Origin of the sequence: Deinococcus koreensis, from assembly GCF_002901445.1 — a bacterium.
In the GTDB taxonomy this organism is placed as follows: domain Bacteria; phylum Deinococcota; class Deinococci; order Deinococcales; family Deinococcaceae; genus Deinococcus; species Deinococcus koreensis.
Map to the genome: position 1 here is coordinate 2,776,582 of NZ_PPPD01000001.1, position 17,051 is coordinate 2,793,632.

Below are 17,051 nucleotides of genomic sequence, written 5' to 3' on the forward strand. Positions count from 1 at the left end.
ACTCTGAATCGTTACAGTCTGCCCATGACCATGCACCAACGGAAGCTCGGCCGCACCGGCCTGAACGTCAGCGAGATCGGCTACGGCGCCTGGGGCATCGGCGGCAAGCAGTGGATCGGCGCCGACGACGACACGTCGCTGCAGGCCTTGCGCCGCTACCTCGACCTGGGCGGCAACTTCATCGACACGGCCCTCGCCTACGCGGACGGCCACTCGGAGGAACTGGTCGGGCAGGTTGCGCGTGAGCGGGGCGGCGTGATCGTCGCCACCAAGATTCCCCCGAAAAACGGCCAGTGGCCCGCCGCTCCGGGCGCCAGCGCCGACGACGCCTTCCCCGGCGACTACGTGATCGAGTGCACCGAGCGCAGCCTGAAGAACCTGGGCATGGAGCGCGTGGACGTGCAGCAGTTCCACGTCTGGAACGACTCCTGGCTGGGTCAGGGCGACTGGCAGGACGCCGTGCAGAAGCTCAAGAAGGACGGCAAGGTCGGCCACTTCGGCGTGTCCATCAACGACCACCAGCCCGAGAACGCCATCAAGGCCATCGAGGCCGGGGTGCTGGAGACCGTGCAGGTCATCTACAACGTCTTCGACCAGACGCCGCAGGATCGCCTGCTGGACGCCTGCCAGGCGCACGGCGTCGGCGTGATCGTGCGCGTGGCGCTGGATGAGGGAGCGCTGAGCGGGCACATCACGCCCGAGACGGTCTTCGACAAGGACGACTTCCGCAACAGCTACTTCGGCGGCGACCGCAAGGCCGAGCTGCAGCCGAGGTTGCGCGCCATCGAGAGCGACCTGGGCATCGGCACCGACGACCTGGCCGCGACCAGCCTGCGCTTCGTGCTCTCGCACCCGGCGGTGTCCACCGTGATCGTGGGGATGCGGTCGATCCGCAACGTGGAGCGCAACGCCGCCCTGGCCGACGGCGCGGGCCTGCCGCCCGAGCAGCTGCAGAAGCTGTACGCCCACCGCTGGGATCGGAACTGGTACACGCCGGCGAAGTGAGGCCAATCGTTGATAGATGATGGTTGATGGAAAGGTTCAGAGTCGCGCTGGCTCAGGACTGTGGCAGGCGACGCCTCCGTTCCTCGCCGGATGCTCCGTGACCCATCGACGATCAACCATCAACCATCTCCGCCCACGTCTGCCAGACTGCCCCCATGGTGACCCGCGCCCAACTCGAAGCCCGTGAGGCGGCCACCCTGGCGCCCTACGCCACCCTGAGCGGCCAATCGCGGGGCCGCGAGCATCCGGAACCTGAGAGCGCCAGCCGCACCGCCTTCCAGAAAGACCGCGACCGGGTGCTGCACACCACGGCGTTCCGGCGGCTGGAGGCCAAGACCCAGGTGTTCCTGAACGCTAGCGGCGATCACTACCGCACCCGCCTGACCCATACGCTGGAGGTGCAGCAGGTGGCGCGTTCGGTGGCGCTGAACCTGGGCCTGAACGAGACGCTGGCCGAGACCATCGCCCTGGCGCACGACCTGGGGCACCCCCCCTTCGGACACGCGGGCGAGCGCGTGCTCAACGCCCTGATGGCCGAGTATGGCGGCTTCGACCACAACGCCCAGGCCCGCCGTATCGTGACCCGGCTGGAGCACCGCCGCCCCGATCTGCCGGGGCTGAACCTCACGCTGGACGTGCTCGACGGGCTGAACAAGCACGACCGCGCGGAGCTGCAGCGGCCCAGCCTGGAGGCGCAGGTCGTGGACGCCGCCGACGCCCTGGCCTACACCGCCCACGACCTCGACGACGGGCTGCGCAGCGGGCTGATCACCCCCGCCGCCCTGGCCGGGCTGCCGCTGTGGCGGGAGCTGACCCGCCGGGCCGGGGTGGACGCCCTGCGCGTCAGCGACCGCGAGCGCCGCCACCTGCACCGCGAACTGCTGGGCTGGCTGATCACCGACTTGACGGCCGCCAGCGACGCGGCCATCCGGGACAGCGGGGTTCAGACGGCGGCCCAGGCGCAGGCCCGGCCGGAGCCCCTGATCACCTACAGCCCGGATGTCCGGGCGCTCCTGCGGGAGACCAGCACCTTCCTGCGCGAGCAGCTGTACCGCCACTGGCGCGTGGAGATGCAGGTCGAGCAGGCCACGCGGGTACTCACCACCCTGTTCCAGGCGCTGGTCGCGCGGCCGTCCATGCTGCCGCCGCAGTACCGCGAGTGGGCGCAGGGCAGCGGGGTCGAGCGGGCCGTGTGCGACTACGTTGCCGGCATGACCGACCGCTACGCCCTGGAGATCCACGCCGGCCTGACGCCCCCGGCCGGCAGCGTGCCCTGGCTGCGCTAGCCGCCGCGTTCGCGCCCGTGGCGTTGACACCCTGGCGCCCCCCTGCTAAATTGACTGCCGCTTGTCCGCGAGGGCCGGCCCTGTGAAGGTGCGCGGGTGTAGCTCAGCTGGTTAGAGCGCACGCCTGATAAGCGTGAGGTCCCCAGTTCAAGTCTGGGCATCCGCACCACGGAAAGACCCCTGCCTCGGCAGGGGCTTTTGCTTGGAGTGAGGTCGAGTCAACGAACTGGAGTCGCGCTCAGCACGCTGTCGGCCACCTTCAGGGCGACCTCCACCGTTTCGCTCACCAGCGCGGGGTCGAGCACCTTGTCGCCGGGCTGGTGGTAATTCTTGTCCAGGCCCCGGTGGAAGAACAGCGTGGGAATACCGGCCTGGGCGAAGGGCACGTGGTCGCTGCCGCCGGGCTGACCGGCGCTGGCCTGCACGCCCGCTATCCCTCTGGCCGCCTCGACCAGCTTGCTGTCGCCGGTCAGCGACAGAGGCGTGACGTCCACGCCGACCATGTCCAGGTTGAACATGGCCTTCAGCGTGCCCACCAGCGGAGCGTTGTCCTTCACGAAGGCGCGCGAGCCGAGCAGGCCGTCCTCCTCGCCGTCGAAGAGCAGGAAGTAGGCCCTGGCGGCCAGGGGCGTGTTGGCGGCGCGGCGGGCGATCTCCAGTACCGACAGCGTGCCCGAGAGGTTGTCGTTCGCGCCGGGCGCGCCCTGCACCGAGTCCATATGGGCGCCGAACAGCAGCTCCGGAGCCGTCACGCCGCTCTTGTACGCGATCACGTTCGAGGCCTTCACCTCGCCCTCGCGCACGCGGACGCTCAGGGTCACGGCGGCGCCGTCTATGAGGGCCGCGCCCACGGTGGGGGAGACGCCCAGCACGGGCAGGGCCACGCGGTCGCCCAGGGTGCCCCGCAACTCGCCGTCCGCGTTGTTGACGATGACCAGCCCCGCCGCCCCCGCCGCCAGGGCGTTCCGGGCCTTCTGGGCGAAGGGGATCTCCCCACGGGCCACCACCGCCACCTTGCCGCGCACGTCCACCCGGGCAAACTCCTCCGTGGTGCCCACGCCCGGCACCCGCACCACCGGCCCACTGAGGGTGCCGCCGGTCGAGTTCTGCAGGGCGTTGCCGCCCAGCACCCGCTCGCCCAGCTTCACGTCCGAACCCAGGTCGTCGAAGCGCGGGTAGCTGAAGTCCTGGCGGCGGGTCTCGTAGCCCAGGGCCCTGAACTGCGCCTCCAGATAGGCGCGGGCCTGCTCGTTCGCCGGGCTGCCCGCCACGCGCGGGCCGAAGTTCAGGATGGTCTGGGCGTCGTTGTCCAGGGTGGCCGAGGCGCTGCCGAGCAGCAGAGGTACGGCCAGCACGGTCACGGCCAGGGCGGGCCGGATCAGTTGTCGCATGTCAGGAAGTACAGCACGACCTGGGTGCTGTGACCGTGGTGCTTGTGGCGATCCGGGGACTAAGCACTGGGCGCGGCCTTCAGACTGTGCCGAGCCGGCAGCGCCGTGAGGATCACGCTGCCGAGGATGAGCAGGGCTCCGGCAGCCTGCGCGGGGCTCAGGGCGTGGCGCACGATCAGCAGGTCGAGGCCCAGCGCCATCAGGGGGCTGAGTGGCCCCAGCAGACTGACCTGCTGCACGGGCAACAGGTTCAGGCCGCGCTGCCACAGCCAGGCGGTCAGCGCCGTGCCGATCAGGGTCAGGAAGGCCAGCGCCGCCCAGCCCCCGGCCGTGACCGACGCCAGCGCCTGCAGGCTTCCCAGGCTGAGCGGCAGCAGCATCAGCCCGCCCAGGGTCAGCTCCCACGAGGCCTGCTGCAGCGGGGTCGCGCCCGCCGGCCAGCCCCAACGTTTGAACAGCACGACCCCCAGCGCGTTCACGAAGGCGAAGCCCAGGGCGTACAGCAGCCCCAGCCCGCTGAGCGCCGCGTCGGCCCCCAGGCTGACCAGGGCCACGCCGAGCAGGCCCGCGCTCGCCAGCCCCAGGTGTAGCGCGCTGGGCCGCTGCCCCAGCAGGGGAAAGGCCAGGCCCAGCACCAGCATGGAACTGCTCGCGCCGATGGTGGCGGCGACGCCACCGGGCAGGCTCTGGGCCGCCGCGTACAGCAGCGTGAAAAACAGCCCCTGACGCAGCAGGGCCAGCACGCCGATCCGCAGCCACCACTCGCGCGGCGGCAGCCGGCGCACCGCGAGCAGCAGGAGCAGCCCCGCCGGCAGAATCCGCAGCACGCTCAGCAGCGGGGCGGGCACGCCGGCCAGGAAGCTGGAGGTCAGCAGGTAGGTGCTGCCCCAGATCAGCGGGGCCAGGGCAGTGGCGAGAAGCACCCGGTTCATGGCCCCAGTGTAGCAGATTTATTTTCACGTCTAAATACCATGAATGGCTTGGCTCCTGGTGTGCGTCCGGATGCTAGAACCCGGCTATGGACACCCACGCCCTGCTCACGCGCATCCGCTCGGACTGGGTCGCGACCCGCCCAGGGCTGGAGCCCACGCCCATGCTGCGCCTGATCCTGCTCGCCCGCGCCGCGCGGCTGGCCGCCGACCGGGTGGAACGCGTGCAGCACCAGCACGGCCTGAACCACGCGCATACCGATCTGCTGTTCACCCTGTACCGCAGTGCCCCCCCGGAGGGCCTGACCCCCATGGAACTGACCCGGCTGGCCGCCGTGACCCCCAGCTCCATCACCAACCGCATCGATGGGCTGGAGGCCCAGGGCCTCGTCGAGCGGACGCCCCACCCGACCGACGCCCGCTCGCGCCGCGTACGCCTGACCCCCGCCGGCCGCGCCCGCGTGGAGGCCCTGCTGCCCGAGCACCTGAACAACGAGACCGAACTGCTCTCCGGGCTCAGCGAGGCCGAACTGCAGGAGCTGGATCGGTTGCTGCTCAAGCTGGTCAGGCATCTGGAGGGTGGCTAGCGCGATGTCCGGGAGCCTGATCCTGATCAACGGGGCGTCGAGTGCAGGTAAATCGACTCTCTGCCGGGCGCTGCGGGATGCCCTGCCGGTGCCCTTCCTGCACTTCAGCCTCGACTTTTTCATGTTCGGTTCGGACGTGCTGCCGCGCACCCCGGACGGACGGATACGCGACTGGCCAACCATCCGCCCGCAGGTCTTCGGAGGATTCAACCGGTGCCTGCCTGCCCTGCTGGGTGCTGGAAACAACCTCGTCGTGGACTACATCATCGAAACGCCGGGGATGTGGCAGGACTTCTGCGAACTGTTGCGCGGCTGTGACGTCTTCGTAGTCGGTCTGCACTGTCCGGGAGAGGAGCTGGAACGGCGCGAAGCCGCCCGCGGAGACCGGCGCCCGGGGGACGCCCGCCGGGACGCAGCCACCGTCCATACCTTCACCGGCTATGATCTGGAACTCGACTGCCAGACGCCCCTGGCGCCGAACGTCCAGCACGTCATCTCTGCGTGGCAGGCGCGGAGCGGGGCAGCGCACCGGGCCTTTCCACCCCGTCCCCTGCACTCCTGAACCGCTGCCTCGGGCATGAGCGCCCGGTGCGGCTTTCCTGTATCCCCCTGAAGCGGGTGTGAAGCTGATGGTGGAAACCGCTTGAGCCGGCCGTAGGCCACGCTTCACGCCCCGTTGACAAAGCGGGATTTCGCCCAGAGTGGCCCACCGGTGCCCGCCAGGATGGCGTCCAGAGCCCAACTGAGTCCCACCCCAGGAGGAACCACCATGCCCACCCGTATTCAGCCCACCCTGACCGCCCTGCAGGGCAGCCTCACCGACCTCGACCCCAAGAAGGGCGCCGACCTGATCGGCAAGTGGACGGCCGACATGGAGAACGCCGACTGGCGCGGCGCCAAGACCATCCACGCCAACCTCACGGCGCTGCAGAAGCAGCTCGAGGGCGGCAGCCCGGACGGCGCCAGGATCAAGGAACTGCTCACCAAGCTCGGCGAGGAAACCGGCCGCGCCGCCTCGCACGCCGAGGGCAACACTGGCAGCCAGCTCAAGCAACTGGCCGACGCCCTGCAGCAGGCGGGCGACAGCCTGTAACGTCCAGAACCCGACGCAATAGGAAAAGCCCCCGCCGAGTGCGGGGGTTTCCAGTGGGAGATAGGGCTCAGATCAGGCTGAGTTCGCTGCCCGCCTCGAGGTGTGCCAGGTGCTCCGGCAGGGTTCCAGGCCGATCCATCACGATCTGCTCGGCCTTGTAGGAGCTGCGAACCAGCGGCCCCGAAACGATCTCCAGGAAGCCCAGCTCCATGCCTTCCTCGCGGATCTCGTCGAACTCCTCGGGGCTCACGTAGCGCTCGACCGGCAGATGGTGCATGGTGGGGCGCAGGTACTGGCCGAAAGTCAGCACGTCTACGCCGGCTGTGCGGCAATCGCGCATCGCCTCGGCAATTTCCTCCCGCGTTTCGCCCAGGCCCAGCATGATGCTCGTCTTGGTGATCACGTCGGGGCGCGCCCGCTTGGCGTGGGCCAGCACCGCCAGCGTCTGGTCGTAGGAGGCGCGGATGTCGCGCACCGGATGGGTCAGGCGGCGGACGGTCTCCAGATTCTGGGCGTAGGTGTCCACGCCACTGTCCAGCACCAGATCGACACAGTGCGTGTTGCCGCTGAAGTCGGGCGTCAGGGCCTCCACGCGGGTCTCGGGGTTGAGCGTCTTGATGGCCTGCACGGTCTTGGCGAAGTGGTAGGCGCCGCCGTCGGGCAGGTCGTCGCGGTCGACTGAGGTCAGCACCACGTACTTCAGGCCCATCAGGCGCACGGAATCGGCCACCCCGGCGGGTTCGTCCAGATCGAGCCGGCCCATCGGATTGCCGGTATCCACGGCGCAGAAGCGGCAGCCGCGCGTGCAGATGTGGCCCATCAGCATGAAGGTGGCCGTGCCGCGCGACCAGCATTCGCCGATGTTGGGGCACATCGCTTCCTCGCAGACCGTGTGCAGGCGGTGTTCCTTGACGATCTTGCGAACCTCGGTGAACACGCCGCCGGTGGGGATGGTCACCTTCAGCCACTCGGGCTTCTTCTCGCGCACCGGCACGGAGTCCTTGCGGTAGATGCCGTTCTTGATGAACTTCGGTTCAGGTGTGGTGTCTGGTCGTGTCATGGCTTAACTCCCCGCCCCGGCAAGCTCCGGCAGCGTCCAGTCGTAGGTGGCGAAGGTGGTCTCGAAGGCGTGGGCGAGGGCCGTCCTGGCCTCCTCCACGCTGGCCGCACGGCTCAGGCCGCGCCGCCCGTATTCGCGGGCCACGGAGGTCATCTGGGTGTCCTCCAGGCCACAGGGCACGATGAGTTCGAAGTGCTGGAGGTTCGTGGTGACATTCAGCGCCAGCCCGTGCAGCGCCACATGTCGCCTCACCGCCACCCCGAAGGAGGCGATCTTCTGGTCGTACAGCCGGCCGTTGATGTCCCAGGGCGACACGTAGACCCCCGCGTAGCCGGGATTCGGACGGGCATCTGTCAGCCCCAGGGTGTGCAGCGCCGCGATGGTGGCGTTTTCCAGCAGCCGCAGGAAATCCGCGACCTTGCGGCCGACCGGGAAGACCGCGTAGGCGACGAGCTGGCCGGGGCCGTGGTAGGTGACGTCGCCGCCGCGCTCGACCTCCAGCACCTCGATGCCCTGCGAGTCCAGGTACTCCCGCCTGACGACGATGTTGTGGCCCTCTTTCGCCTTGCGGCCCAGCGTGAGTACCGGGGGATGCTCGACCAGCAGGAGGGTCGGCGTGGCCCCCGCCACCACCCGCGCATGGATGTCCTTCTGCAGCGCCCAGGCGTCGCGGTAGGGCATCACGCCCAGGTCAAGGATGTCGAACGCAGCGCCGGCCATGCCCCGGATTCTAAACCCGGCGGCGGCGGATTCACCGTGCCCTGGACAGAATTCGGCCCCCCATTCACCACTGCCGCTGGTGACTGTCCGGGTTCCCGCTGGTCAGGACGCCGCTCGACCTGTCCGTCCCTTCCGGACGGCCCCGCCAGACGGCGTATTCCGGCCCTATCCCGTGCCGGGCAGACTGGGTCATGCCGGAACTCGTGCCTCCCAGTGCCCGCTATAAAGCCAGTTTCATCGACGCCGTGCGCGAGGCCCAGGCCCTCGGCAGCGGCCTGGGCGACACCCTGGAATTCGATGTGGCCGAGATGGAGCAGGACTTCGCCTCCGTGCTGGCCGAACTGCGACGTTTCGAGCCCCCGGCCGTGCCACCCGAGGGTTTCGTGAACTCCGAAGCTCTCTGGCTGGTTCAGGGGGACACCTACCTGGGCCGCGTGAGCCTTCGCCACCGTCTGAACGAGCGGCTGCGTGTGTTCGGCGGCCACATCGGCTACGAGATCCGGCCCTCGGCGCGCCAGCAGGGGTACGGCACCCTGGCGCTGAGGCTGGCCCTGGGGCGCGCCCGCGGCCTGGGCCTGGAACGCGTCCTGGTCACCTGCGACGCCGACAACCTGGGGTCGCGCCGCATCATCGAGACGAACGGGGGCGAGCTGGAGGGGGAATTCAGGCTCGACTTCCACCCGAAGGTCATCCGGCGCTACTGGATCGCGCTCTAGCCCTCTTTGCGGATGTCCCTGGCCTTGCCGGTCATGGTCTCGGCGAGCTCCTCCAGCGCCTCCGCCTTCTTCCGGGCATCGGCGCCGGTGTCGCCCACCCGCTCGGCCACCGCCTCGCCAATCCGCGACAGGGCCTCGATCTGCTTAGGCGCGGCCTCGTCGAGCTCACCGATCCGCTGCACGATCTGCTCGCCGGCTCCGGCCAGCGCCTCGGCCTCGGCGCTGGCGGTGTATTCCCTCAGGGCACTGATGCGCAGCTGGTGTTCGGCGATGACCTCATCGAGCTTCTGCACCTGTTCCAGCGTGTCGGCCTGTGCCTGGGCCGAGGCGATGATCGCGCCCAGCGCCTCGACCTGCTCCAGCACGCGGCTCTGGATGGCTCTCAGGCGCTGCGTGCTGATCTCCGCGACCGGCGTGCTGGCGACCTCGTCCAGCGCCCGGCAGACCAGATCGTTCACGGTATGGGCCACCGTCAGCTGATCCTCACCGCTGTGCAGCACGTTCTGCAGGGTGGCCGCGTGTCCGGCCCGCTCCCTGTCGCCCGTGCTCAGTGGCAGCGTGCGGAGCTGTTCGCCGGTCAGGCTGACCACCTGCCTCAGCGCCTCGGTGGCGACCAGCCCTTCCTGCCCGGCCCGGATGATCGCTTCCAGGGTGCTGGCCTGTGCCCACCCGGCGGCCCCCACATGCTCGCGGGCCCGCACCTCGGACACCCGCCGCCGCTGCGACAGGGCGGCGATCTGTGCATCGGCCAGGAGGGTGTCGGGGGTTGAGGACAATTCCACACAGGAGATATTGCCGTGAATACAGTGTCTGAAAAGTGAGACGTCTCGCCCTTAAGCCACGCACCCTTGCTGACAGCCCTGCCTTCGCGTATACTCCCACAGTCCGGTTTGCCGTCAGCGTGCGGCAGGCCCGTCACCCGGAGTAAGAACGCCTCTGCCCGCCCGCGCGGGATCGTGGGGCAGTCCGCTGCCCGAAGGGAGTGAGTATGCAGAGCCAGATCAAGACCAACCGTGGTGCCATCCTGCGCGCCGTCGAGCAGCCCCACATCAAGACCGACCACCCCGAGTTCCGCCCCGGCGACACCGTGCGCGTGGAGACCAAGGTCGTGGAAGGCACCCGCACCCGCAACCAGGCCTTCGAGGGCGTCGTCATCGCCATGAACGGTACGGGCAGCCGCAAGAGCTTCACCGTCCGCAAGATCTCCTTTGGTGAAGGCGTGGAGCGCGTGTTCCCCTTCTCCAGCCCGCTGCTGGCCAAGGTCACCGTGCTGGAACGCGGCAAGGTGCGCCGCGCCAAGCTGTACTACCTGCGCGACCTGCGTGGCAAGGCCGCCCGCATCAAGAGCGACCGCAGCCGCGTGATGAAGGACGCCGCCGCCAGCAAGGCCGCCAAGGCCAGCGCGGCCAGCGAAGCCCAGGCTCAGGCGACCGCCGAAGCGCCCCTCGGCGAGTAAGCCTCTCCGCGCGACACACCGCCCGCCCCCATGGTGGGCGGTTTCGTGTTGGGGGCCCGGCCGGGCCCCGGCGGTCAGGGCAGCCCTGCGAGTCAAGCCCCCCTGGAGTCGGGCGGGTTCCCCAGATGCTCTAAAGCAGTTCTCCGAATTCCGCTGTCGGGACAACAGCTTCCCGACAGCTCCATTCTGCGTCCTGCTGGGTACAATTTACTCGCTCCGCTCGGTCGAAAGAACGCCGTTCTTTTGACCGATGCTCTAGGCTGCCCCCCATGACTCCTGCCCCTGCCCCCACGGGCCTCCCCCTGCTGATGGCCTTCGACCTGGACGGCACCCTGATCCCGGAGCGCGGCGACCGGCTGCAGGACGACGTAGCCACCGCGTTGAGCCGCCTCCGTGCACAGGGCGTGAAGCTCGCTATCATCACCGGGCGGGACATGGCGCCAGAGGCCGTGAGGGAAGCCATGCAGCCCCACGCCGTCGCCAGCAACAACGGTGGCCGGATCGAGATTGACGGCACCCTGCACACCGAGGCGATCTTCACCCCTGACGACCTGGAAGCCGTGCTGGCCCATGAGCTGGACGGCGCGCGGGCCATCCTGTTCACCGAGGGTGGGCTGTACGTGGACATCCCGCCCGGCTACGAGCCCGAGCCCTGGATGGTGCTGCGTGGCTACCGCCCGCTGGCCGAGGCGCCGCGCGACAGCATCCAGAAGGTCGGGTATTTCCACCCGCACGTGGCGGGCTTCGCTGCCCAGCTGCGCGAGTCCCACCCCCATCTGGTGCTGACCGGCGCGCAGGAGCCCTACCCGCACTTCCTGACCGTCACACCGACCGGCGCACACAAGGGCGCCGCGCTGGCGCTGATCGCGGACGCGCTGGGCGTGCCGCACGAACGCACGGTGGCCTTCGGCGACAGCGACAACGACGAGGCCATGCTGGAGATCGCGGGCTACGCCGTGCAGGTCGGCACGCTGCCGCTGCTCTCTCGGCACGCGCACGTGCGGGTGGAGATGCAGGTGGAACTGGGGACGTTCCTCTCGGCGTGGGCGGATCGGCTGGGGGGATAGCTGGGCGCCGGCGGCGGGCTTCCCTACCCCCCCTACCCCGGACTCGCAGAGCTGCGCAGCAGAGGGCAGGGGGTAGCGAAGCGCTGCGCTCGGCATGTGGTCGCCACGGTTCCCCCGCTGGCGCTGAGTTGTGGCTTCGTTGGCGTGGGCTGCGGACTTGCCCTCTGCGGTGTCGCCTCGTTGCCCGCGCGCTTCGCGCACTACGGCTTTCGGTGATTGCAGGGTAGGGCGCTTCGGCTTTTCCAGCCATCTGCCCTCCGCCATCTGCTATCTGCCACCCTTCCCCCTCATCCAAAAGGTGGAATCAGCCCTCACCCTCTCCCCCTATGCTGGAGGACATGAGCTTCGTGCGGAAGCCCCGGCCGTATTCATCCGGCCAGAGTGCGGCGGCGTTGCCGTCTATGCCGACCTCCCGGCCCCGTCGTGAACCCCGTCCGGTGGCGCGGGGCGGGGCAGTGCCCAGCGGGCCGCGGTCGAGCTGGGCCTCGGCGGTCACGGCGCTGGCCGCGCTGGGGCTGGTGCTGATCCTGCTGGTCGGGGCGTCGGGGCTGTGGAACACGCTGGCCCGCGACTGGCAGTTCCGCTCGGCGGCGGCGGGCGTCTCGGATGTGGTGCGCTGAGATCGGCAACGGCCCTGCTCCCGGCCGCGTACCTCACCCCATGAACCACGGAACCACGCCATGATGGGCCGCTGGCCGCGCACGCCGTTTATCCGGGGGCCGCAGCCCTGGACACTGCGCCGCCTGCTGCGGGCTGGGCTGGCGGGGGTGGGGGTGCTCACGCTGGGCACCGTGGGGCTGGGGCTGGCGGGGGCGCTGAGCACCGGGGCCTGGGGCCGGGCCTGGAACCTGCGCTCGGAACTCCTGCCCATCGAGGTGCAGGATCGCCGGGGCGACCCGCTGGGCGTGATCGACCACTGCCAGGAACGCAGCGCCGTGAACGCCGTGCCCTGCCGCGAGTCGCTGAGCGTGCCGCTTTCGGGGGTCTCGCCGGCCTTCCTGCTGGCCTACGTGGCCAAGGAGGACGTGCGCTTCTTCTCGCACGCCGGGGTCGACCTGGGAAGATTGCCCCGCGCGCTTCTCAGCGGCGCGGGCGGCAGCACGATCACCATGCAGCTGCTGAAGAACAGCGTGCTGGCCGGCCACTTCGACTACGACACCGGCCGCGAGGGCCTGGGGCTGGTGCTGGGCCGCAAGGCCGCCGAGTTCGTGCTGGCGCCGCTGATCACCTGGCGCTACGGCCGGCGCGAGGTGCTCGCCATGAGCGTCAATTCGCTGCCCTGGATCGGCATCGGGCAGCGCAAGGGCATCTACGACGCGGCGCGGGCCGTGTTCGGCAGCGACCCGGCCGACCTCACGCTGGCGCAGAGCGCCTTTCTGGTGGGCCTGCTGCCCGCGCCGGGGCGCTACCTCGTGTCGGAAGACACCCCACCCGAGACCGCCACCGCCCGCTTCCGCGCCATGCGCCGCTCGCAGCTCGTGACCCTGAACATTCTGCGGACGCGTGGGCTGATCTCCGAACAGACCTATCAGGAGGCGGCGGCCACCCCGCTGGAGCCCCGGCTGTGGCAGGTGGAATACGCGGGCTCGGGCGGCGACCTGCGCGTGGTGAGCGCCGTGCGGCGCCAGGGTTACCGCCAGGAGCCCGAGCCGGTGTGGGCCATGCAGGAACTCGTGCGACGTGAACTGCGCTCGTCTGGTCTCGATCCCCGGCGGGTGGGGCGCGTGGTGCTGACCATCGACGCGGGCGCCCAGGCTGCGCTCTCCCGCCGGGTGAGCGGTGAGGGTGAGACCGGCGCCAGGCCCCCCGGCACCGCCGAGGGCGCGGCCATCGTGGACGTGCGGGGCGGGGGCGTGATCGCGCTGGCGAGCTCCACCGGCGGCGAGCAGAGCAGCCAGCCGGGGCGGCAGTGGGCGGCGGTGGCCCGGCGGCCGGTCGCCAGCACCGTCAAGCCGCTGCTGTACGCGGTCTCTTTCGGCGAGGGCCTGACCCAGCTTTCCACCTTCCGGGACGAGGCCACGCGCTACGGGGCGCAGGCCATCGGCAACAACTCCGGCACCTTCCTGAACCGCGCGGTCAGCGTGCGCGAGGCCAACACCCGATCGCTGAACACCGTGGCCGTGCAGGTCGGCAGCGGGCGCGAGGCCGCGCTGCGGCGCGTGCTGGCGGGGGTGGGCTACACCGAAGACCCCGGCAACCGCTCCAGCCCGGCGCTGGGCACCTGGCGGGCCTCGCCGCTGAGCGTGGCGGCGGCCTACGCCTCCTTCGCCTCTGCCGGCCAGCTCTGCCCGCCGCACCTGCTGGCCGAGGCCTACGACCGCTCGGGCCGCCCCCTCCCGCTGCCCCGCCGGGCCTGCGCGGAGCTGTGGGACGAGGTGGTGGCCGCCCAGACCTTCGACCTCCTGACCGGCGCGGTGCAGGATCGTGCCAGCCACGTCCGCTTCCTGCGGCCCTCGCTGGCTGACCGCCTGACGGGCCGCGCCATGCCGCTGGGCGCCAAATCCGGCACCACCGACGACGTGAACGACACGTGGTGCGCGGGCCTGACCCCGCAGTACGCGATGGCCGTCTGGCTGGGCGATCCGGACGGCCGCGTCAGCGTGCCGGTAAACCTCTACCGCGAGCAGGCCGCCTGCCGGGAACTCTCTTTGCTGCGAACCCTGCCCCACGACCTGAAGACCCCCCCGGCGCCGCCCGGCCTGACCCGCGTGGGCGGCGTGGCGGTGCCCCTCGCCGGCCTCAGACCCCGCAATCCCACCCCGCCCTCACCGCGCTGAGCCAGACTTTTTGCTGAGCCAGACTGTCGAGTGAGCCAGACCCTTCAGGAGACCCCATGCCCATCCCCGCCGCCCTGAGCCTGCTGCCCCTGCTGGTGCCCACGCCCCTGAGCGCCGCCTCCGTGCTGGGTCTGACCACCCCGCCCCTGCATCTGGTGCTGGCGGTGGACATGACCGGCAGCTCCAAGAACCCGGCCTACGGCTACGCCCGGCAGGCCCGGCTGCTCGCCCAGAGCGTGATGCTCAATCAGGTGCGCTCCGGCGACACGCTGAGCCTGCTGCGGGTGTGCAGCGGCGTGCAGACGGTCGCGGATTTCACCTTCCAGTCCAAAAGTGGCGCCCGGCTCGCCCGCGCCGACATCCTGCGCTACACCGACGCCCTGACGAGACCCTGCACCGGCAGGGGCAGCGCCATCAGCGCCGCGCTCTCGCAGGCGGGCACCCTGGCCGCCCGCACCACGGGCGTGCGCGACGTGCTGATCCTCTTCACCGACGGCGCCCTGAACGACGACCCGCAGCGCGCGAGCCTGGGCGGCCGGGTGCAGACCCTGCTGGGCGCCAGCGCGACCCGGCAGCTCTTCCTGGCCGGACTGAGCCCCGAGGCCGGCGCGGGCGGTACGTCCATCCGGGACGCCTTCGTGAAGGCGCTGGGCGCCGCGGCCGACGACCGCCGGGTGCTGATGGCCGGGGCCTACGACCTCCAGAACGTCTACCCGGTCTTCGCCGAGCGCGTGAAGAAGGCCCGGAGCGGCGCGTGACCGGCCCCGATCCGAATCAGAGCGGGCCGAATCAGGCAGGAACGGTGCAGCCTGGGCCGCCTACAGCAGCCCCGTCCACCCCAGCCCCATCCACCCCAGCGCCATCCAGCCCAGCCCCGTCCACCCCAGCCCTACCGACTGTTCCTCCCGATCCGCTCGACCTGACCTTCACCGCGCCCGATGGGATCAACCCCTACGAGCCGGCGCTGCCGCACCCCGACCCCCTGGCGGCCGAACAGTTCCTGCCGGTGCTGGCGCCCGCGCACTTCGAGACCCTGCTGGCCGAACTGAGCGGCGAGCTGCCCCTGGTGCGCGAGGAAGCGGCGCGCAGTCTGCTGGTCTCGCGGGCCCGGCTGCTGCGGCTGAATGTGGAGCAGTACCGCGTGCACCACGAACAGGCCCGCGCGCAGCTCAACCGCGTGCTGGCCGAGACCGGCCTGGGCGTGCGCGGCTCCTGGGCGCGGCAGCAGGAACACCTGGAGTTCATGAACGCGGCGAGCAGCGGCGTGGAGCACGCCTACACCCGCGCGTCCGAGCAGATCGAGGAGGCCCGCGCCGTGCGCTTCGAGGCGCTGGCCCAGCACGGCATCACGCCCGACACCGCCAGCGCCGAGGCCTTCTACCAGCAGCAGGCGCTGGCCGATCTCGCCCGCGAGGGTCAGGCGATCCGCCCGCCGGAAGTCCGCAGCGGCAGCAAGCGCGTGTTTAACGGCTTCGCCACCTTCAGCAAGTTCTTCGTGGGCGTCATCAGCGGCGTGTCGATCAACCTGCTGTTCAACCCCGAATCGCGCCTCTACCTGACCCTGATCGCGCTGACCGCCGGGGTGATGTTCAGCGTGCTGCTGCTGTGGCTGGTCGATGAACTCGCCTACCGCGCCAAGCTGGCCCCCGGCCGGGAGGGGCGCCCGTACCTCGCCTGGATCGCCGCCGTGGGCGCCCTCTATCTGGGCGTGGAGGGCTTCCTCAACTGGGACGGCATCCTGCGCGTGTCGGCGCAGATCGCCGCGAACGCCGCCCAGCAGGGCCAGCTGACCGACCTGAGCACCTCTGTAGATACCAACGCCGTGCCCCAGCACTGGTCGCTGCTGGTGTTCACCCTGGCGCTGGTCGCCATGGCCGCCGGGGCCGCGCTGATCCAGGGCCGGGAGCGCGCGCGCGGGGTGCTGGAGCGCGAGCGTCTGGCCGCCCGGGTCGCCCTGCTCAAGCAGACCGGCAACTACGCCGAGGTCGCCCGCCGCGCTGACCATGTGGCCTACCTGGAGGCCGCCCGCGACCGCCTGGCCCCGCCGCGCGACGTGACCAGCCCCGACCATGCCCGCCTCAACGAGCGCGTCCTGAGCCACTGGGAGCAGGAACGCGAGCAGGGCGTGCAGACGGTGGCCGCCAACCTGATCCGCGAGGCCAGAGGGGTGCAGGAGGCCCTGGAGGACTTCGCTGCCCAGATCCACGCCGCCCGCTTCCCGAAGCCCCAGCGCTGGCCCCGCTTCTCGTAGGAGAGGGGGTACCCACCACGCCCCTGCTCTTATCTTCCATCCAGCTGAGCGGGGAGCCGATCACCTCGACTCCCCGCGTGTGCTCCAGCCCTTATTTCAGGGTCAGGCTGGTCAGGATCGCGCGGCCGCTCTCCAGCAGTTCGGCGGGCGCGCCGACCGGCGTGACCAGCGTGGCGGTGAAGATGCGGTTGTTCTTGACGGTGAACACCTGCGTCCAGCGCACCTGGCCGCCCTCGCCGTTGCCGACCAGCGTCCAGAGGATGGCGTCCCGGCCGCTCAGCTTGATCGTCTTCTCGCCGACGATCTTCAGGCTCTCCTTGCTCAGCGAGGGCAGGTTCTTGACGTTGATGTCGCGCACGTCGGCCAGGGTCACCTTCAGGTCGGCGGGCACGTCGTTGACCACCACGGTCACCGTCGGGCGGATGGTGCCCAGCGGCTTGCTGACGAACGCCACGTCCGCGCCGGGCACGTTCTTGAACGGTGTCCAGCCGGCGGGCACGCGGATGGAGTAGCCCTTCTGGCTGGTGGCGGTGATGGCCTCAATCGTCCGCTCACCCGCGGCCGGGGGCGTGGTCGGAGAGGCCGGGGTGGCCGTCTGGGCCAGGGTCAGGGGAGACAGCGCCCCGCAGAACAGGGCCAGGGTCAGGGCAAAACGTTTCACGCCCCGCAGGCTAGAGCCTGAAAGTGAGCTGAACCTGACGAAGCCGGCGCTG

18 protein-coding genes and 1 tRNA gene are annotated in these 17,051 nt (G+C 70.3%); 13 read left to right on the plus strand and 6 right to left on the minus strand.

Annotated elements, in window-relative coordinates:
- The first annotated feature begins 24 nt into the window (after nucleotides 1-24).
- The 3 genes from CVO96_RS13185 (at nucleotide 25) to CVO96_RS13195 (ending at nucleotide 2,460) form a co-directional block, all read left to right on the plus strand.
- The gene (locus CVO96_RS13185) at nucleotides 25-1,005 is read left to right on the plus strand and encodes an aldo/keto reductase (protein ID WP_207795313.1); all 981 of its coding nucleotides are present in this window, start codon (nucleotides 25-27) and stop codon (nucleotides 1,003-1,005) included.
- Between the two features lie 155 nt (nucleotides 1,006-1,160).
- On the plus strand, nucleotides 1,161-2,291 hold the full coding sequence (locus CVO96_RS13190) for a deoxyguanosinetriphosphate triphosphohydrolase (RefSeq protein ID WP_103312627.1): 1,131 nt from the start codon (nucleotides 1,161-1,163) through the stop codon (nucleotides 2,289-2,291).
- A gap of 92 nt (nucleotides 2,292-2,383) precedes the next feature.
- Nucleotides 2,384-2,460, plus strand: a tRNA-Ile gene (locus tag CVO96_RS13195).
- Between the two features lie 49 nt (nucleotides 2,461-2,509).
- Here the strand turns inward: CVO96_RS13195 and CVO96_RS13200 are convergent.
- Both CVO96_RS13200 and CVO96_RS13205 read right to left on the minus strand, forming a co-directional pair.
- Nucleotides 2,510-3,682, minus strand: coding sequence for a M28 family metallopeptidase (locus tag CVO96_RS13200; protein WP_103312628.1), 1,173 nt, complete (start codon nucleotides 3,680-3,682; stop codon nucleotides 2,510-2,512).
- A gap of 59 nt (nucleotides 3,683-3,741) precedes the next feature.
- A complete protein-coding gene (locus CVO96_RS13205) occupies nucleotides 3,742-4,614 on the minus strand; it encodes an EamA family transporter (RefSeq protein ID WP_103312629.1) in 873 nt (290 codons plus the stop codon).
- An 86-nt stretch (nucleotides 4,615-4,700) separates the two neighbouring features.
- On the opposite strand from CVO96_RS13205, the gene CVO96_RS13210 reads away from it, so the two are divergent.
- The 3 genes from CVO96_RS13210 (at nucleotide 4,701) to CVO96_RS13220 (ending at nucleotide 6,291) form a co-directional block, all read left to right on the plus strand.
- On the plus strand, nucleotides 4,701-5,198 hold the full coding sequence (locus CVO96_RS13210; protein ID WP_103312630.1) for a MarR family winged helix-turn-helix transcriptional regulator: 498 nt from the start codon (nucleotides 4,701-4,703) through the stop codon (nucleotides 5,196-5,198).
- 4 nt (nucleotides 5,199-5,202) lie between these two features.
- Nucleotides 5,203-5,760 carry a chloramphenicol phosphotransferase CPT family protein gene (locus tag CVO96_RS13215; RefSeq protein ID WP_103312631.1) on the plus strand — a complete coding sequence of 186 codons (558 nt, stop codon included), beginning with the start codon at nucleotides 5,203-5,205 and terminating at the stop codon, nucleotides 5,758-5,760.
- 207 nt (nucleotides 5,761-5,967) lie between these two features.
- On the plus strand, nucleotides 5,968-6,291 hold the full coding sequence (locus CVO96_RS13220) for a hypothetical protein (protein WP_103312632.1): 324 nt from the start codon (nucleotides 5,968-5,970) through the stop codon (nucleotides 6,289-6,291).
- A 67-nt stretch (nucleotides 6,292-6,358) separates the two neighbouring features.
- Here CVO96_RS13220 and lipA read toward each other — a convergent pair whose 3' ends face one another.
- Both lipA and lipB read right to left on the minus strand, forming a co-directional pair.
- Nucleotides 6,359-7,351, minus strand: a complete 993-nt coding sequence (lipA, locus tag CVO96_RS13225) for a lipoyl synthase (RefSeq protein WP_103312633.1) — start codon at nucleotides 7,349-7,351, stop codon at nucleotides 6,359-6,361.
- Nucleotides 7,352-7,354: 3 nt separating this feature from the next.
- Nucleotides 7,355-8,071: a lipoyl(octanoyl) transferase LipB gene (gene lipB / locus CVO96_RS13230; RefSeq protein ID WP_103312634.1), complete on the minus strand. Its 717-nt coding sequence runs from the start codon at nucleotides 8,069-8,071 to the stop codon at nucleotides 7,355-7,357.
- 191 nt (nucleotides 8,072-8,262) lie between these two features.
- On the opposite strand from lipB, the gene CVO96_RS13235 reads away from it, so the two are divergent.
- Nucleotides 8,263-8,787, plus strand: a complete 525-nt coding sequence (locus CVO96_RS13235) for a GNAT family N-acetyltransferase (protein WP_103312635.1) — start codon at nucleotides 8,263-8,265, stop codon at nucleotides 8,785-8,787.
- Here the strand turns inward: CVO96_RS13235 and CVO96_RS13240 are convergent.
- Entirely contained in the window at nucleotides 8,784-9,569 is a 786-nt protein-coding gene (locus CVO96_RS13240; protein ID WP_423739363.1) for a hypothetical protein, read from the minus strand. The two genes, CVO96_RS13235 and CVO96_RS13240, sit on opposite strands and share 4 nt — an antisense overlap.
- A 206-nt stretch (nucleotides 9,570-9,775) precedes the next feature.
- On the opposite strand from CVO96_RS13240, the gene rplS reads away from it, so the two are divergent.
- From rplS to CVO96_RS13270, 6 genes are all read left to right on the plus strand, one after another.
- Complete coding sequence (gene rplS, locus CVO96_RS13245; protein WP_103312636.1) at nucleotides 9,776-10,243, plus strand: 50S ribosomal protein L19; 468 nt, start codon at nucleotides 9,776-9,778, stop codon at nucleotides 10,241-10,243.
- A 269-nt stretch (nucleotides 10,244-10,512) separates the two neighbouring features.
- Nucleotides 10,513-11,310 carry an HAD-IIB family hydrolase gene (locus tag CVO96_RS13250; RefSeq protein ID WP_103312637.1) on the plus strand — a complete coding sequence of 266 codons (798 nt, stop codon included), beginning with the start codon at nucleotides 10,513-10,515 and terminating at the stop codon, nucleotides 11,308-11,310.
- Between the two features lie 338 nt (nucleotides 11,311-11,648).
- Complete coding sequence (locus CVO96_RS13255; protein ID WP_103313489.1) at nucleotides 11,649-11,930, plus strand: hypothetical protein; 282 nt, start codon at nucleotides 11,649-11,651, stop codon at nucleotides 11,928-11,930.
- A 60-nt stretch (nucleotides 11,931-11,990) separates the two neighbouring features.
- On the plus strand, nucleotides 11,991-14,087 hold the full coding sequence (locus CVO96_RS13260; RefSeq protein WP_103312638.1) for a transglycosylase domain-containing protein: 2,097 nt from the start codon (nucleotides 11,991-11,993) through the stop codon (nucleotides 14,085-14,087).
- Between the two features lie 56 nt (nucleotides 14,088-14,143).
- On the plus strand, nucleotides 14,144-14,845 hold the full coding sequence (locus CVO96_RS13265) for a VWA domain-containing protein (RefSeq protein WP_103312639.1): 702 nt from the start codon (nucleotides 14,144-14,146) through the stop codon (nucleotides 14,843-14,845).
- Nucleotides 14,842-16,338 carry a hypothetical protein gene (locus CVO96_RS13270; RefSeq protein ID WP_243398355.1) on the plus strand — a complete coding sequence of 499 codons (1,497 nt, stop codon included), beginning with the start codon at nucleotides 14,842-14,844 and terminating at the stop codon, nucleotides 16,336-16,338. The genes CVO96_RS13265 and CVO96_RS13270 overlap by 4 nt, the downstream gene beginning before the upstream one ends.
- A 91-nt stretch (nucleotides 16,339-16,429) precedes the next feature.
- Here CVO96_RS13270 and CVO96_RS13275 read toward each other — a convergent pair whose 3' ends face one another.
- Nucleotides 16,430-16,999 carry a DcrB/PsbP domain-containing protein gene (locus CVO96_RS13275; RefSeq protein WP_103312640.1) on the minus strand — a complete coding sequence of 190 codons (570 nt, stop codon included), beginning with the start codon at nucleotides 16,997-16,999 and terminating at the stop codon, nucleotides 16,430-16,432.
- Nucleotides 17,000-17,051 lie beyond the last annotated feature (52 nt).

Bases quoted from the DNA above. Each gene is read 5' to 3' on its own strand.
- CVO96_RS13185 (WP_207795313.1), top strand. From the start codon at position 25: ATGACCATGCACCAACGGAAGCTCGGCCGCACCGGCCTGAACGTCAGC.
- CVO96_RS13190 (WP_103312627.1), top strand. From the start codon at position 1,161: ATGGTGACCCGCGCCCAACTCGAAGCCCGTGAGGCGGCCACCCTGGCG.
- CVO96_RS13200 (WP_103312628.1), bottom strand. From the start codon at position 3,682: ATGCGACAACTGATCCGGCCCGCCCTGGCCGTGACCGTGCTGGCCGTA.
- CVO96_RS13205 (WP_103312629.1), bottom strand. From the start codon at position 4,614: ATGAACCGGGTGCTTCTCGCCACTGCCCTGGCCCCGCTGATCTGGGGC.
- CVO96_RS13210 (WP_103312630.1), top strand. From the start codon at position 4,701: ATGGACACCCACGCCCTGCTCACGCGCATCCGCTCGGACTGGGTCGCG.
- CVO96_RS13215 (WP_103312631.1), top strand. From the start codon at position 5,203: ATGTCCGGGAGCCTGATCCTGATCAACGGGGCGTCGAGTGCAGGTAAA.
- CVO96_RS13220 (WP_103312632.1), top strand. From the start codon at position 5,968: ATGCCCACCCGTATTCAGCCCACCCTGACCGCCCTGCAGGGCAGCCTC.
- lipA (WP_103312633.1), bottom strand. From the start codon at position 7,351: ATGACACGACCAGACACCACACCTGAACCGAAGTTCATCAAGAACGGC.
- lipB (WP_103312634.1), bottom strand. From the start codon at position 8,071: ATGGCCGGCGCTGCGTTCGACATCCTTGACCTGGGCGTGATGCCCTAC.
- CVO96_RS13235 (WP_103312635.1), top strand. From the start codon at position 8,263: ATGCCGGAACTCGTGCCTCCCAGTGCCCGCTATAAAGCCAGTTTCATC.
- rplS (WP_103312636.1), top strand. From the start codon at position 9,776: ATGCAGAGCCAGATCAAGACCAACCGTGGTGCCATCCTGCGCGCCGTC.
- CVO96_RS13250 (WP_103312637.1), top strand. From the start codon at position 10,513: ATGACTCCTGCCCCTGCCCCCACGGGCCTCCCCCTGCTGATGGCCTTC.
- CVO96_RS13255 (WP_103313489.1), top strand. From the start codon at position 11,649: ATGAGCTTCGTGCGGAAGCCCCGGCCGTATTCATCCGGCCAGAGTGCG.
- CVO96_RS13260 (WP_103312638.1), top strand. From the start codon at position 11,991: ATGATGGGCCGCTGGCCGCGCACGCCGTTTATCCGGGGGCCGCAGCCC.
- CVO96_RS13265 (WP_103312639.1), top strand. From the start codon at position 14,144: ATGCCCATCCCCGCCGCCCTGAGCCTGCTGCCCCTGCTGGTGCCCACG.